Source organism: Legionella sainthelensi (assembly GCF_900637685.1).
Lineage (GTDB): Bacteria > Pseudomonadota > Gammaproteobacteria > Legionellales > Legionellaceae > Legionella > Legionella sainthelensi.
Window position 1 is genome coordinate 3,854,564 of the sequence record NZ_LR134388.1, and the last position, 15,885, is coordinate 3,870,448.

Below are 15,885 nucleotides of genomic sequence, written 5' to 3' on the forward strand. Positions count from 1 at the left end.
AAAAGATTAAAACTTCTTACACACTTAAAGTTTTAAAATAGGAAAATATAAATCCTCTTCGCAGCATCTAAATACATTGTTTATTTTCAACCAAAGTGTCCATTATAAATCCATCTATTGTTTTACCAGGTGATGCCAAGTGTTTCAATAGTATCAATTGCACCCTTTATTAGGAATAACGAACTTTTCTTAATAAATTTATTATTTCTATTCATAAATTTAGGTTAAGTTTAAAAAATACCCATCTGAATTTTTATGGAGAAATAGATCTTATTTTTCAGAAAAATTTTGACCAATTTGACAATTAAATGATAAAAGTATTATTGCTTTTTGTTAGAAATACGATTACAATTCGTTGACGTTTTAGCTGATGGTCTTTACTTAAAATGCTAGAAACACCGGATTGTTTTGATTTTTCTCAATTGTCCTTGGATGAAATAGCTCATTTACTCCAACGTTTTAACCTGCGCCTAACTCCTGATGAAGCACTCACCATCCAGAACTCGTTATTAAAACGCCCGCCTACTTATGCAGAATGCGTATTATGGTCCATTCAAGGTTCGGAACATTGTTCTTATAAAAGCAGTCGAAAACACCTCAATCAATTCATTACCCAAGCGCCTCACGTGATCTTAGGTCCCAAAGAGGATGCAGGGATTGTTGCTGTAGCTACTGACAAACAAGAGCGACGTTACGGTATTGTTGTAAGCCATGAGTCACATAATCATCCCTCTCAACTTGTACCCTTTGAGGGGGCAGCTACTGGAGTAGGAGGTAATGTACGTGATGTCTGTTGCATGGGAGCAGAAGTGATTGCTGTTGCAGACAGCTTACGCTTTGGAGATATTAATCGCGCGAAAACAAAATGGATTCATCAAGGGGTAGTTCAGGGTATTGCTGGATATGCGAATCCTCTTGGGATTCCTAATCTCGCCGGGGATACTTATTATGATGAAGCGTATAATGAAAATTGCCTGGTCACGGTAGTCACTTTAGGTGTAGTACGCGAGGATCATATTATTCATTCTTATGCACCCTCTCACGCAGAAGACTATCAATTTATCTTAGTTGGCAAACCAACAGATAATAGTGGTTTTGGCGGTGCGGCTTTTGCTTCAGCGACCCTCAGTGAAGAACAGCAAGAGCAAAATAAAGGCGCAGTACAAGAACCTAATGCGTTTTTACAACGGCATATTCTTAAAGCAAATTATGCCATGTTTGAATTTCTACGTGAAAATAACCTGATTGATCGGGTGGGTTTTAAAGATTTAGGTGCAGGAGGAATTGCTTGTGCCAGTGTTGAATTAGCGGAAGCAAGTGATTATGGTGCTGAAATTAATCTGGATTTGGTCCCTACCAGCATGGATAATTTGCTTCCCGCGGTTATTTTATGTTCTGAAACACAAGAACGTTTTATGTGGGTCGTTCCTCAAGAACTTGTAGATACCTTCTTAAAACATTACAACGAACGTTTTGCGCTTCCAGAAATCTGTGATGGCGCACAAGCAACGGTTGTAGGAAAAATAAGAACTGATGGCTTGTATGTGGTTAAATCACAAGGCAAAGAGATCGTATCCGCGCAAGCAAAAGACATTACTAAAGGCATACTCTACGATAGGCCTTACCAAATAAAACAACCAACTCATAAAGAACCAGCACCTTTTGTCATTGATAATTTCAATGAGCAATTATTACAGTTACTTTCTCATGAAAACATTGCCTCGCGTGCCCCTATTTATGAAAGCTATGATAAGCAAGTTCAAGGTCGCTCCGTTCTTGAACCAGGATGGGCTGATGCAGGTTTGATTGCACCATTTAATGAAGATAAGTATCCTGAAGAAATTCGCCAAACAGGTGTTGCATTATCTGTTGATCATAACCCTCGTTACAATAAAATTGATGCTTATTGGGGGGCTGTTAACGCAGTTGTAGAATCAGTCCGTAACATTATTGCAGTGGGCGCATGGCCTCTTGCACTGACTGATTGTCTCTGTTTTGGCAATCCAGAGAATGAATTTCAAATGGGGGAGTTTGTTGCTTCAGTACAAGGCATCACCGATGCATGTAAAGCAGTAAAAATGATTGATCATGATGCTTGTTTGCCCATTATCTCGGGCAATGTATCTCTTTATAATGAATCAGCTCAAGGAGCGATTCCTCCAAGCCCTATTATTAGTTGTGTAGGTGCACTCAGTGACTATTCGAAAGCAATAACCTACGACCTGAAGCAAACCCATTCTGTGCTGCTCATGGTTGGGGAACGTAAGGATGAATGCGGGGGCAGTGTCTATTACCAATTGCATCATCACCTCGGTAGCCAATTGCCCAAACCTGATCTTATTTCATTTGCCAACGAAATTAGCGCCATCCATCTCGCCATGCAAAAAGGGTTGATACTTTCAGCTCACGACATTTCCGAGGGGGGAGTCGCTGTTGCTCTTGCTGAAATGAGTTTTAAAAATGAAATTGGGGTGGATGTTTTTATTCCTGGTGAGTTGCCTCACGATAAAAAACTATTCTCAGAAAGCGGGGGGTTTATCCTTGAAATTTCCCCTGAAAATCAAAACGAAATAGAAGCACTATTTCAAAATCATTCAATAGCATTTCAAGCAATAGGTGAAACAACAGCAACCCCAACATTGATAATGAATTCCGTAGTTCATGTATCTATTAGTGCAGCAAAAACTGCCTGGAAAAATGGTTTAGTTGAGAGGCTCATATAAATGTCAATTATCGATTATAAAGCTGCAGGTGTAGATATAGAAGCAGGTAACGAAGCGGTTCGCAGTATTAAAAACGCTGTAGAAAGTACTTTTTCACCACAAGTGCTTACGGGAATCGGCAGCTTTGGGGCCATGTATGACCTTAAAAGCATTCTCCAGCATTATGAGCACCCTGTTCTTGTGCAAAGCATTGATGGAGTAGGCACCAAAATGATGGTGGCTAAAATGATGCAAAAATTTGACACTATCGGCATCGATCTGGTGAGTGCTACAGCCAATGACATTATTGTTTTGGGGGCGAAGCCGCTTACCCTTCTTGATTATATTGCCAATGATAAATTAAGACCCGAAATTATCGAACAGATTATTCATGGTATGGTAAAAGCATGCCATGAAAATCAAATTTCTTTAGTGGGCGGTGAAACTGCCGAAATGCCCGGAACTTACCTTCCTGGAGAACACGATTTAGTGGGAGTAATCACTGGAGTCGTGGAAAAAAATAAAGCAATCGAAGGAAAAGAAATAAATGCAGGGGACATTGTGGTGGCCTTTCCTTCAAGTGGCTTACACACCAATGGTTATTCACTGGCAAGAAAATTATTGTTTGATGTTGCTGGTTATAAAGTAGAGTCACAATTTCAAGATTTTCCCCGCACTATTGGTGAAGAGCTCCTGACTCCCCATATTAACTATACGTGCCCTATATTAAGCATTTTGGAAAAAAACATCCGTATTAAGGGCATGGCACACATTACTGGAGGGGGGTTACTCGAGAACATTCCCCGTATTCTACCTAAAAATTGCGCTGTTGAAATCCACAAAAAATTAATTCCCGAGCTTCCAATATTTAATTTATTACGCAAATTAGGGCATCTTGATGATGAACAAATGTACCGCACTTTTAATATGGGAGCGGGTTTAGTTCTTTTCATAGCACCAGAAACACTCCCTGCCATTCGCGAAGTATTACGGGATTTTCCATCCTACCCTCTGTATGAAATAGGACAAGTCATAGGGGGAGAGCAAAAGGTGACGCTTTTATGATACGCATAGGCTTAATCCAATTTCCGGGATCTAATTGTGAACGTGAAACAGCGCTTGCGGTAAAACGTGCAGGAATGGAGCCTGTTGAATTTCTATGGAATGAACCTCTAGAAAAATTACGCCGTTTGGATGGTTATATCCTTGTTGGTGGTTTTTCTTATGAAGATCGTTCTCGGGCCGGAATTATTGCTGCACTTGATCCTGTAATCCAAGAAATCAAAGCCCAAAGCGAACAAGGTAAACCCGTGCTAGGAATTTGCAATGGCGCACAAATCTTAGTTGAATCTGGTTTGGTGCCCGGGCTTGAGGGTCATGATGTCCATATGGCTCTTACCGAAAATAAACGGATTGTGAATCAAAAAATCATAGGAACCGGTTTTTATAATGCTTGGGTTCATATGCGCTTGTCTGACAAGCATCAACATAATGCATTTACACGCCATCTTTCAAGCTCTGATTTAATCCACCTCCCCATCGCACATGCCCAGGGGCGTTTTCTTATGCCAACCCCTCTATTAAATCAAATCGAAGAGCAAGGCTTAAATCTTTTTCAATATTGTAATGCTGAAGGCACTGTTATTGATGATTTCCCCATCAATCCCAATGGCTCTGCTGGCAATATTGCCGCAATTACAAACCAGGCAGGTAATGTGATGGCAATGATGCCACACCCTGAGCGTACCGTGAATGGAGACCCCATTTTTACTTCCATGCGCGATTATATAAAAGATAAGCGTTATCTGGATGCAAATAAGGTACAAACCAATGACTTGGCATCTCAGATTATAGGCCTCCCCCCTTCAAGACCACATCAAAAATTACATCATTTTAGAAAGGGTTCAAATAGTTACCTATGTCTAGTCAAGCTTATTATTACTGATAATCAAGCATTAACCGTGCAAAAAACATTAAGACGCTTAGGACTCCCAGTCACAGTACACCGTTTTGAACATTGGGAAATTGATTGTGATTCGCTAGAAAGTTTTGAATTATTGAAAAAAACCGGGCTTTTGTATTCTGATCGCAAAGAACGAGAAATTTTATTAAACGAGTTTCGCGCCCCCAATGCTTCAGCTTATCTCGTTCGCCCTCAAGAAGACTTGAAAGGAAAACAAACCTTACAAACACTTAAAACCCATTACACAGCGCCAGAAATCAATAACATAAATCATGGTGTTTTATGGCAGTTTACCAGCGATGAAGTCGATGTAGCGACGCTTACTGATCGTATTTTGTTAACTCACATTATTGGGAACCCACATGCTCATGAATACTACAACTACTCACTATAGTGATGAAATTCAAGAAGCTTTGGCTTTTTGCCTTGACCAAACAAACTTGCCTGTAGGAGAAAAATATCAAGGGAAAGTAAGAGATGCCTATGATCTTGGTGATTCCATCATGCTTGTGACAACAGATAGGCTTAGCGCTTTTGACAGGCATTTGGCTCTAATTCCTTATAAAGGAGCCGTACTCAACTTAACCAGCGCATGGTGGTTTGAACAAACAAAAAATCTTGTCCCTAATCATATTATTGCCGTTCCCGATCCCAATGTGGTTATTGCTAAAAAATGTACTGTTTTTCCGATTGAGTTTGTAGTGAGAGGATATATTAGCGGCACAACAAGCACTTCTTTGTGGACTCAATATCAAAATGGCATACGCGACTACTGTGGTATTAGCTTTCCAGAAGGATTAACAAAGAACCAAAAACTGGAACAAGCTGTTTTGACACCAACGACTAAAGAAAAAATTCATGACCGCCCTATTTCTCCAGCTGAAATTATTTCTGAAGGATGGATGAGCGAGGAAGATTGGTTAGAAGTAAGTGCCTTAGCACTTAAACTCTATCAGCGTGGTGCTGAAATCGCTCGTGATCATGGTTTGATTTTAGTAGATACCAAATACGAATTTGGTCGTGATGCTGAGGGAACAATTAGAGTCGTTGATGAAATTCATACTCCTGACTCAAGTCGATACTGGTTGGCTGACAGCTACCAAACACGAATCGCCGCAGGATTAGAACCTGAAAACATAGACAAAGAGTTCTTACGTTTATGGTTTGCGAAAAATTCAGACCCTTACAATGATGAAAAACTCCCCCAAGCACCTCAAGAATTGGTTATAGAGCTCTCCACTCGCTATATCCAACTCTATGAACGAATTACCGGTAAAAATTTTAATTTTACCGCGCATAAAGAGCCGGCCGAACAACGTATTATGCGCCATATTGCTAATTTTCTAAGGTAAGCTCATCCATGTGTGGAATTGTGGGTATTTACAGTCATGAACCAGTGGCCTCTGAATTGTATGAGAGCCTAATTCACTTGCAGCATCGAGGACAAGATGCTGCGGGTATACTTACCTGTGATCAGCGATTTTATACAAAACATGGCTTAGGTTTAGCACGAGAAATTTTTACCCCCGAAAACATCCTATCGCTTGAAGGTAATATAGGGATTGGTCATGTCCGATATCCCACCGCCGGAGGATATACCGCAGCTGATGTTCAACCCCTATGGATTGGTAGTCCACGCGGGATTGCGCTGGCTCATAACGGCAATCTCTCAAATTATCAGGAACTTGCGGATGAAATTCGTTTAAAACAACATCGTCACCTCAATACTTCTTTGGATTCAGAGGCTTTATTGCTTCTGTTTGCCGACAAACTCGCCAGTAGTGCCTACAGTATTGAAGAGAATTATGAGAGCTTTTTTGAACTGCTCACCAAAGCAGTGTCCTATGTTTTTAAACGAATCGAAGGAGCTTATTCCATTGTCTCCGTAGTCATTGGCAAAGGACTTGTTGCCTTCCGCGACCCGCATGGCATTCGCCCCCTGGTTTGGGGCACTCGGCAAAACGCCGATGGCACAATAGACACCATTTTTGCCTCAGAATCAACACCCTTCTATGCATTGGGATTCGAGCCACAAGGAGATATATTACCTGGTGAAGTAGCCTATGTTGACCTGAATGGAAAATTGCATCGTCGTGTGCTTAAAGAAGAGCAATTCAGACCTTGTGTCTTCGAATATGTTTATTTTGCTCGGCCTGATGCGACATTGAATAATGTCAGCGTATACCGAGCCCGCTTGCGTATGGGACAAAATCTAGCCCTGCAATGGAAAAAAATTATCCCACTTTGACTCCTGATGTGGTGATTCCAGCACCATTTACTGCAAATACAGCAGCGTTATCTTTTGCACATGAGTTAGGCGTAAGATATTCCGAAGGTTTGTATAAAAACCCCTTTATCGGCCGAACATTTATTATGCCGAATCAAAAGGCTCGAACTCGAAACATTCGCTATAAATTAACCCCTCAACGCACTGAAATCGAGAATAAAGTAGTGATGATTGTTGATGACAGTATTGTACGAGGAACTACCTCTCGTGAAATTGTCAAAATGGTCCGCGAATTTGGAGCAAAGAAAATTTATTTTGCTTCGACCGCCCCCCCGCTTAAAAACCCCTGTTTCAGTGGTATTGACATCCCCTCACGTAAAGAACTCATTGCAGCAAATCAAACAGAGGAAGAAATCGCAAATTATTTGGGTGTTGACGTCTTAATGTATCAAACGCAGGAAGATTTGGTCGAAGCCGTCACACGTCGTGGTGAACATCAAATCAAAAAACCATGTATGGCATGTATGGATGGCGATTATTTCTGCAAAAAAATAACTCAAGAAAAAATGCAGCAATTGGAACTACTACGCGAAACAGGACGACATGATAACCCGTCACAAAAAGAGGACTTGATGGAATGAATATTCTTATTATAGGTTCTGGCGCCCGGGAACATGCTCTCATCAAAGCATTAAATCGCTCGCCACAAAATCCATCTTTATTTTGTTATGGTACTGCAGTGAATCCAGGCATTCATCCATTAACAATCCAATATTGTACTGGTGATATTACGGATTGTACGGCTGTCGTATCTAAAGCAAAGCTTTGGAGGATTGATTTAGCAATTGTAGGGCCCGAAGCACCTTTAGAAAAAGGAATGGCTGATGCATTATGGCAAGAAGGCATACCTACAATCGGGCCCAAAAAGGTCTTGGCTCAAATTGAAACATCAAAAGAATTTGCTCGCGACCTCATGCAAAAATACGATATCCCAGGCCTGCCTCTTTATAAAAAATTCACCAGCCTAAATCATATAGAATCGTTTCTTAATGAGTTGGGCGAAGGTAATTATGTAATTAAAGCAAACGGCTTAATGAGTGGTAAGGGTGTAAAAGTGGCAGGAGAACATCTGCACTCAATCCCGGAAGCCATGAGTTTTTGCCAGGAAATTCTTAATCAAAATCAGACCATCCTCATTGAAGAAAAACTTATTGGCCAGGAATTTTCATTGATGTGTTTCGCTGACGGAAAGCAACTCATTCCCATGCCGTTAGTCCAAGATCACAAACGTGCTTATGATGGCGATCGCGGTCCAAATACTGGTGGAATGGGCAGTTATTCAGATACCAATCATAGTTTGCCTTTTTTAACTACCGACGAAGTACACGATGCTTTAGCGATTAACAATGCCGTTTTTCGTGCCTTATCCCATGAATGTAATGAGCAATACATTGGCATTTTGTATGGAAGTTTTATCGCTACTAAAAATGGAATTTACGTCATTGAATTCAATGCTCGTTTTGGAGATCCAGAGGCCTTAAATGTGCTCTCGATTTTAGAATCTGATTTTGTAACTCTTTGCCAGTCTCAAGTAAATGGTCATTTGCAGGAAGATAAAGTGACGTTTGCCAAACAAGCTACCGTCTGTAAATATACGGTTCCTGAAGGATATCCTGATTCACCCAAGAAGAACTTTGTTGTTAACTTTTCAAAAATTAGTTGTCAAAACAACTTATACCTTGCCTCAGTCAATCAAGTGAATGAGCAAATCATTGCTGTAGGCTCTCGAACAGCCGCTTATGTGGGTATTGCCGATTCAATTTTTGCAGCAGAAAAAAAAGCCGAACATGAAATTTCATTAATTGAAGGTCCGTTATTTCATAGGCAGGATATAGGCACCAAACCCTTAATTCAACAACGCATTGAGCAGATGTTAAGGATCCGTGGGTTATGACTCGCATTGCTGTTTTAGGTTCAACCCGAGGAACTAACCTTAATGCACTTGTTGAAGCTGTTGCTCAAAAAAATCTGGCTGCCTCGATTGAATTGGTACTAAGCAATAAGGAAGATGCGCTCATTCTAGAAAAAGCAACCTATTTTGGTCTTAAATCGATGTTTGTTAATTCACGCGATTTAAGCCGAGCTGAATTTGATAATTGTTTATCCGATATTCTGAAGCAACATCAAATTGAACTTATTGTGCTCATTGGCTATATGCGTATCTTATCCGCCGAGTTTGTTTTAGCCTGGAAAAATAAAATTATTAACATCCACCCGTCACTTTTACCCGCCTATGCAGGGCTAATGAATCTTGAAGTGCACCAAGCTGTTTTAGACGCAGATGAAATTGAAACAGGATGCACCGTACACTATGTCACTGAAGCAGTAGATGCAGGACCTATTATTTTACAAAAGAAATGTCCCGTAAAACTCAATGATACGCCAGAGCTTTTAAAAGCCAGGGTACAAGAGTTAGAAGGGGTAGCCTTGGTTGAGGCAATAAAAACCATTTGTCGTTGTAGATCTTAAATAACACTTAGCGATAGCAAATTAATAATGGAGGGGATATGTCAAATAAGCTAGTATCTATATTAATGGGTTCTAAATCCGATTGGACAATTATGGAAGAGGCCAGTTTGGCCCTGGAAAAATTAAATATTCCTCATGAAGTGCGCGCCTTATCAGCCCATCGCACACCTGACGCCTTATTTGATTATTTAAAATCAGCAGAACAACGTGGCGTCGAAATATTTATCGCAGCAGCAGGTGGTGCCGCCCATTTACCAGGTGTTGTTGCAGCAAAAACCCTATTGCCAGTTTTAGGAGTGCCCATGCCCTCCTCTACTTTTACTAATGGGCTTGACGCACTTCTTTCTATAGTGCAAATGCCTGCAGGTATTCCAGTAGGTACCCTTGCAGTGGGTAAAGCTGGAGCCATTAACTCTGCCCTTTTAGCAGCGACAATCTTGAGCAATAAATACCCTGAATACCGTGAAGCGATTAAAAATTATCGCGCAGCCCAAGCAGAAAAAGTATTGGAAAATTCAGAAATTAAAGGATGATTATTTTGTGGCTCTTGATGATTCAAGCATCCTGATAAATGTGCAGAAGCAATCTTTGATTGCGCTCTGCACATCTATTAAACGCAGTGTCCTCGGCTAAAGTTTCCTTTGTCTTTGCGCCATCCAATCCAGAACCTGCACGTATCGAACTCGAATGCTTCTCTTCGTTCGCAATCACGCCTGTTTTTTATCGAACACTTAACCCAGTGAACATTTATTATCCTTACATCACGATAAGAATGGGTCAATTCAGGATTAGTTGAACTCCATCCATTGATTTAATAGTGCAATCAACTCCTCTATCCCCGCTTTCTTTAAAGACGAAAACGATTGAACTGTAATTAAATGTTGTGCCAATTCGTAATACTTACGAACTTTGAATAGGGTGTTTTTTATTTCGCTTCGACTTAATTTGTCTGATTTGGTTAATAAAATGTGTACGGGCAATCCCCGATCTAAAGCCCAGTCAACCATCATGACATCCAAGTCCTTTAAAGGATGCCGAATATCCATCAAGAGAATCAAACCTTTTAAACTTTTTCTGACTTCAAGATAATGCGCTAAATTTTCTTGCCAATCCATCTTCACTCGTAAAGCAACTTTTGCATAACCATAACCGGGTAAATCAACAAGGCGACGCGCTTCATCCAATTGAAACAAATTAATCAACTGAGTGCGCCCAGGAGTTTTACTTGTCCGAGCAAGATTTTTAATCCCTGTTAAACAATTTAACGCACTAGACTTTCCAGCATTAGAACGTCCAGCAAAAGCAACTTCATAACCTGAATCATCAGGCAGCTGAGATACGCGTGCAGCACTTTTTAGAAATACTGCTTTAGAATAAGGGTTTTCTAACATGAACATAATACTTTTTGGGATTTCAACCAAGACAGTGTACCATTACTTGAGAATTTATGATGAGAAATCGATGAAAAAATTTGTACTCGCTTTTATTCTATATATACCCATCGTCCTTTTTGCCCAGGAGGATAATGCATCCACAGCCAATAAGGCGATTGTATGTAGCGCTTGTCATGGACAACAAGGTAATAGTACAAATCCCGAATGGCCTAATATTGCGGGGCAACACCCTAAGTATTTTCTGAAGCAACTTAAAGACATGAGGGATAGCTCTTTGCGCGACGCGCCAACCATGAAAGCCCTAGTTTCTACATTGAGCACTCAAGACATGGATGACTTGGCTGCATATTATGCTAAAATGCCACTTGCTCAAGGCAGTACCCCTGAACACTATCTGAAGCGGGGTGAACAAATCTACCGAGGAGGAGATTTTGCCAAAAAAATCACGGCATGTATCGCGTGCCATGGTCCTAAAGGCACTGGCAACGCCCAAGCGGGTTTTCCAGTTCTCTCTGGCCAACATGCTGCTTATACTGTCTTACAATTAAATGCATTTAAAGAGGGCAAACGGAAAAACGATTTGAACCATATTATGCAAGACATTAGCAGTAGAATGAGCCAAGAGGACATGGAAGCTGTAGCACATTATATTGAAGGTTTACATTAGGAAACTAAATTATGTTTAAAAATTAATTGCTTTATTTTTTCTTTTACCAGCAATAGCCTTGGCTGCATCATTTGTTGAAGGTAAAGATTATCAAATTGTGACTAACCCAAATGCCGCAAATGACAAAAGTAAAACACCCGTTGTTGAAGAATTTTTTAGTTATGGTTGTCCTTGGTGTTATAAAATCGAAGGACCTTTAGATGAATGGGTAAACGCAACAGGAAAAAACATTCAATTCGAACGTGTTCCGGTAATATTTAAACCTTCCTGGGAACTCTATGCCAAAGCCTATTACACGGCAAAAACTCTTGCTCTTTCAGATAAAATGAATTCTTTATTATTTAAAACCATACAAGAAGACAAAAAACCATTAGATTCAAAACAAGCGATGATCCAGTTTTTTGTAGCACAAGGTGTGGATAGAGAAATTGCAAAAAGCGCCTTTGAGAATTCGCCCACCATTGACATGCGTGTACAAAATGGTATGAGCTTGATGGCAAGCTATCAAATTAATGCAGTTCCTGCCTTCGTTGTGAATCATAAATATAAAACGGATTTACAAATGGCTGGCAGTCCAGATCGTTTGCTTGAAATATTAAGTTTTCTATCGCGAAAATCAGCTTAAACTTGTAACGGTGTTTTCGTAATAATGAAGGGATGCATTATGAAATCAAAGCTAAAAAGAGAGCTGCAGCAATTTCTGGAGCAGGAACGGATAAGTCTTAATTCAGGAATAGTCAACTACATTACTTATCAATTGGCGGATATTAACGTCAATGCAGAGCAGCTCAATCAAGGCTTTTCTTTTGACAATGAAGAAACAACGGATAGAGAAAAAATAACATTTTCTATTGCAACAGGACTCGATTTTTCTCAGATCAAAAAAATACTCAATTTCTTTAAGATCCCCGAAGAAAAGTACCTGCATGGCAAACCGATATCAATCAACGATGAAACCTTGATTGAGCACTTTATTTTTTATTTTAAAAACCGTTTCCAAGCATTAAAAGAAACCTCACCTCAAATTATTGCCCGATATAAAGCACTATCTGCCCCGCTTTTAGAAGCAAAGGCTAAAAATATACTCGAAAAACATCTTGATGAGGTCAAGCTAATAATAATGGCTAATTACCTCAACACACCACTTACACTGACGATAAAAAACTTCATCAGTTTTATATCAACTTTATCCGGACGTATCCATGATTTAGAGAGTTTCCCACATTTATATGTAGATATCGTAGATAGCAAAAAAGAAATTAATCGTTTTATGCAAGTGCAAGAAATTAATGAAAATCAAAAATTATATGCGCAACTTATAATGTTGTTGGATAGTATTTCTTTATTTGAGCATTATCACCGCAATGAGTCCGTTCTCAGTAATACTGGACTACATAAAGAATTTAAAGAGTTTTTAATTCCTTATCGCATTACCCCAGAAAAATGTGATTTGCTTGGGAATGTCATTTTATCTTTAGCTGATGTAAAAATTCACACTGCAAACTTATTGCAGCTTGCCCCCGGAGAAGATCACGCTCGATTGGTGATCACATTTAAAAATATTAACGAAGAAAATATAAATAAAATAGTTTTATGCATGCATCATCTCGGCGATGAGACTGCTTTTATAGTTGATGGACAATCATCTTTTTCTACTGTATCAGACCCATGTTTTGTTTTTAAAAATCAAGAATACCCTTTATATAAAAGTGGGAATGAAGCACAAGCGACTAAACTCGATGAAAAACGCAGTATCGAAGTAGATGGTAAATTTTTCTATAATTGTGTATACCCTAAAATCAAAGAAAATATTGCTCAAATGGCCACACAAAAGCAATTAAGTAGTTATCAAGAAACATCAAAAGAAGACTTTAAACCTATTGCGGAAACGGCTCGCGTTAGTGAGTATAGCATATTTGAAAAATTCCAAAACACAGCAAATCAAGTCGAAACACTCAATAAAAAAAGCTCACGGACTTGTATCTGTTCCCTACTAAAAAACTAAATTCGCCTTAAGGAGATGCTCGCCGTGTTTCAAGGCTTCTCCGCAAATTTAAGGATCTTACCGTGTGGTTTTACAGAAAACCCTATCCTTGCTTATCAGTTCCCTAATATCAGACAATTCAATAATTTCCAACGGCATACTGCATAGAACATCCAATGCCTGCCTCAAAATTTTAGATAAAGGACTATGAGAGATGATACTCCAATAAGGATTTTCATGCTTATAAACTTGATCCACCTGTTCAATGAGATCTAGTACTTTGATACAGAATACATTCAAGGCTGAAGGATCCGTGGCTTTAAGAAACTGTTTAAGGCTGCTGTGATATTCCTCTTTTAATAAACCTTCTTTAGTACGATATGGACTGCACGCGGAAAACAAACCTGGACGGGATCTCTGCATCGTTAATAAATAATTATGATATTGTTCTTCCAAAATGGGCTTAATTTTTTTCACTTGTGCCAAAAAGTAAATTTGTTTCGCTAATACATTGAATCCCTCCTTAACATTAATTTCTTTGCGCGCAGAAACCTCTATATAAGTAAGACCTAATTGGTCTGCCAGTTCGTTGGCCTCTTTGCGAGATACGTTTCTCAAGTCAATTAAATCAGCTTTACAACCGACAAGAAGAATGGGTGCCTGTTGATTACTTACCTTAAAACGCTCGACTAAGACTTTTATATTCTGAAAGGATTGCAAGTTAGTAAGGTCAAAACAAATAAAGGCACCATCAGCATGATGAAAATAAGATGCAACAATCTTCTGAAGTCTTGGGGCTCCAGAAGCATCCCAAATGCGTAATTTTATTGTTTTATTATAAGTTCTAAGAAACTTTATTTTCTCATCAACACCCATGGTGTCGACATAGTAATCAAAATCTGGATTGCCAAAAAGACTTGCTAATAAACAGGATTTTCCAACATAATTATCACCAAGAAGGATTATTTTTATATGTTCATCATATTCTTCTTTGTGCTCCATGCTAAATAACCTTAAATCAATTTGAACAAATAATAATAAATAAATCAGTTGAATATAAGTATTCTTTAGCAAATAAATTGATTTTTTGGAAAAGAAGCGTTAATGACGCATACTATGCGCCTATGCCTGGATTCTCCAAACTTAAAATACCTGTATTAAAATCATAAGCAAAAATCTCTGCATAGCGCCCCCAATCAATCATTGTCCGTAAAACACGCTCGGCTTCTTTTTCGCTTAAGTAATCTTCAAGTTTACTTAAAAATCGTTCTTCAGAAACTCTATGACCTACTTTTTCATCCAAAATTCTGCGAATGTAACGGGCAAGAGGTACTTTCTCCAATAATCTCTGGGCAAATAATTGCTTACGTTCTTGGAGATCCGCCTCTGAAAATTGCTTTCCTAAATCACTTAACTGAATATCTCCCGCAGAAACTTTAGCAAAACCCAAGATTTCTAATGTTTCAAGTATAGGGAATAGATCATCAATGTTCATCATGAGCTCATCAGCAAGCTCTGGCAAGTCAATACGCTCTTCAAATGAAGTCATTGTTTCAATCAAACCCGTTAACTCTGAAGGCTCTACTTCAGGCAAACGATAACCTAAACCAATTTGTCGTTCTCTTTGCGCACGTTTTGCCTTTTCCTTAGGCCCTGTGGTCATTAAAGTATAAATTTTGTCTACTAAAGCTCGAAATTCAGAAGATTCGGGATCGCGTGGCTGAGGTAAAGTTACGGGTAACTCAGCGCGAATATACCCGGGATCATTACCAAAAATAACGATTCTATCTGCTAAATTAGCAGCTTCTTCAATATTATGAGTGACTAATAAGATTCCATTCGTATTGGTTTTCTTTTCCTTCCATAATTCCAATAAATCTGATTTTAAGTTTTCAGCAGTAAGCACATCTAAGGCAGAAAAGGGTTCATCCATTAAGAGAACATCAGGATTAATAACTAAAGCTCGTGCAAAACCAACACGTTGGCGCATACCACCAGACAATTCTTTTGGGAAAGCAGATTCAAAACCATCAAGGCCAATAATGTCAATAGCTTCAATCGCACGATGTCTGCGCTCTTCGCGACTCACGCCTTGAGCTTCAAGACCAAGTTCTACATTTTCTAATACAGTTAGCCAAGGCATCAACGCAAAAGATTGAAAAACCATCGCAATCCCATCCACAGGTCGAGTAACTGGTTTTCCTCTGTAAGTGATTGAGCCACTTGTTGGAGCAACTAAACCGGCAATAATTCGAAGCAACGTCGACTTTCCCGAGCCAGACTTACCCAACAAAGCAACAATTTCACCTTCTTGCAGTTTAAAATTCACATCCTCAAGTACCAGCAAATTTTGATCTGATGATTTTTTAAATGACTTACTTAAACTTTCTATAGAAATAATGGTTTCAGACATGATGAT

Annotated in this window: 13 protein-coding genes and 1 pseudogene; 11 read left to right on the forward strand and 3 right to left on the reverse strand. The window is 39.2% G+C overall.

The window, feature by feature from the left end:
* Positions 1 to 386: 386 nt before the first annotated feature.
* From purL to purE, 8 genes and pseudogenes are all read left to right on the forward strand, one after another.
* Positions 387 to 2,723, forward strand: coding sequence for a phosphoribosylformylglycinamidine synthase subunit PurL (gene purL, locus EL220_RS16795; protein WP_027270557.1), 2,337 nt, complete (start codon positions 387 to 389; stop codon positions 2,721 to 2,723).
* On the forward strand, positions 2,724 to 3,767 hold the full coding sequence (purM, locus tag EL220_RS16800) for a phosphoribosylformylglycinamidine cyclo-ligase (RefSeq protein ID WP_027270556.1): 1,044 nt from the start codon (positions 2,724 to 2,726) through the stop codon (positions 3,765 to 3,767). It abuts the gene before it with no gap.
* Positions 3,764 to 5,059: a phosphoribosylformylglycinamidine synthase I gene (purQ, locus tag EL220_RS16805; protein ID WP_035905885.1), complete on the forward strand. Its 1,296-nt coding sequence runs from the start codon at positions 3,764 to 3,766 to the stop codon at positions 5,057 to 5,059. Before purM ends, purQ begins: the two co-directional genes overlap by 4 nt.
* A complete protein-coding gene (locus tag EL220_RS16810) occupies positions 5,028 to 6,017 on the forward strand; it encodes a phosphoribosylaminoimidazolesuccinocarboxamide synthase (RefSeq protein ID WP_035905883.1) in 990 nt (329 codons plus the stop codon). Before purQ ends, EL220_RS16810 begins: the two co-directional genes overlap by 32 nt.
* A gap of 8 nt (positions 6,018 to 6,025) precedes the next feature.
* A pseudogene (gene purF / locus EL220_RS19710) lies at positions 6,026 to 7,533 on the forward strand (amidophosphoribosyltransferase).
* Entirely contained in the window at positions 7,530 to 8,846 is a 1,317-nt protein-coding gene (gene purD / locus EL220_RS16820) for a phosphoribosylamine--glycine ligase (RefSeq protein WP_027270552.1), read from the forward strand. The pseudogene purF and the gene purD overlap by 4 nt, the downstream one beginning before the upstream one ends.
* Positions 8,843 to 9,421, forward strand: coding sequence for a phosphoribosylglycinamide formyltransferase (gene purN, locus EL220_RS16825; protein WP_027270551.1), 579 nt, complete (start codon positions 8,843 to 8,845; stop codon positions 9,419 to 9,421). The genes purD and purN overlap by 4 nt, the downstream gene beginning before the upstream one ends.
* A gap of 38 nt (positions 9,422 to 9,459) precedes the next feature.
* Positions 9,460 to 9,954 carry a 5-(carboxyamino)imidazole ribonucleotide mutase gene (purE, locus tag EL220_RS16830; RefSeq protein ID WP_027270550.1) on the forward strand — a complete coding sequence of 165 codons (495 nt, stop codon included), beginning with the start codon at positions 9,460 to 9,462 and terminating at the stop codon, positions 9,952 to 9,954.
* A gap of 255 nt (positions 9,955 to 10,209) precedes the next feature.
* Here the strand turns inward: purE and yihA are convergent, their stop codons facing one another.
* Positions 10,210 to 10,812 (reverse strand): ribosome biogenesis GTP-binding protein YihA/YsxC, encoded by a 603-nt coding sequence (gene yihA, locus EL220_RS16835; protein ID WP_027270549.1) that lies wholly within the window; start codon positions 10,810 to 10,812, stop codon positions 10,210 to 10,212.
* Between the two features lie 70 nt (positions 10,813 to 10,882).
* Here yihA and EL220_RS16840 point away from each other — a divergent pair, with 70 nt between their 5' ends.
* Genes EL220_RS16840 through EL220_RS16850 form a run of 3 tightly spaced genes read left to right on the forward strand, consistent with a single transcriptional unit; the run spans position 10,883 to position 13,487 of the window.
* On the forward strand, positions 10,883 to 11,482 hold the full coding sequence (locus tag EL220_RS16840) for a c-type cytochrome (RefSeq protein WP_027270548.1): 600 nt from the start codon (positions 10,883 to 10,885) through the stop codon (positions 11,480 to 11,482).
* 58 nt (positions 11,483 to 11,540) lie between these two features.
* Entirely contained in the window at positions 11,541 to 12,107 is a 567-nt protein-coding gene (locus EL220_RS16845; RefSeq protein WP_414973824.1) for a thiol:disulfide interchange protein DsbA/DsbL, read from the forward strand.
* 39 nt (positions 12,108 to 12,146) lie between these two features.
* Positions 12,147 to 13,487 (forward strand): hypothetical protein, encoded by a 1,341-nt coding sequence (locus EL220_RS16850; protein WP_027270546.1) that lies wholly within the window; start codon positions 12,147 to 12,149, stop codon positions 13,485 to 13,487.
* Positions 13,488 to 13,544: 57 nt separating this feature from the next.
* Here EL220_RS16850 and EL220_RS16855 read toward each other — a convergent pair whose 3' ends face one another.
* Both EL220_RS16855 and EL220_RS16860 read right to left on the reverse strand, forming a co-directional pair.
* Positions 13,545 to 14,468, reverse strand: a complete 924-nt coding sequence (locus EL220_RS16855) for a Rab family GTPase (protein WP_027270545.1) — start codon at positions 14,466 to 14,468, stop codon at positions 13,545 to 13,547.
* A gap of 112 nt (positions 14,469 to 14,580) precedes the next feature.
* On the reverse strand, positions 14,581 to 15,879 hold the full coding sequence (locus tag EL220_RS16860) for an ABC transporter ATP-binding protein (protein ID WP_027270544.1): 1,299 nt from the start codon (positions 15,877 to 15,879) through the stop codon (positions 14,581 to 14,583).
* Positions 15,880 to 15,885 lie beyond the last annotated feature (6 nt).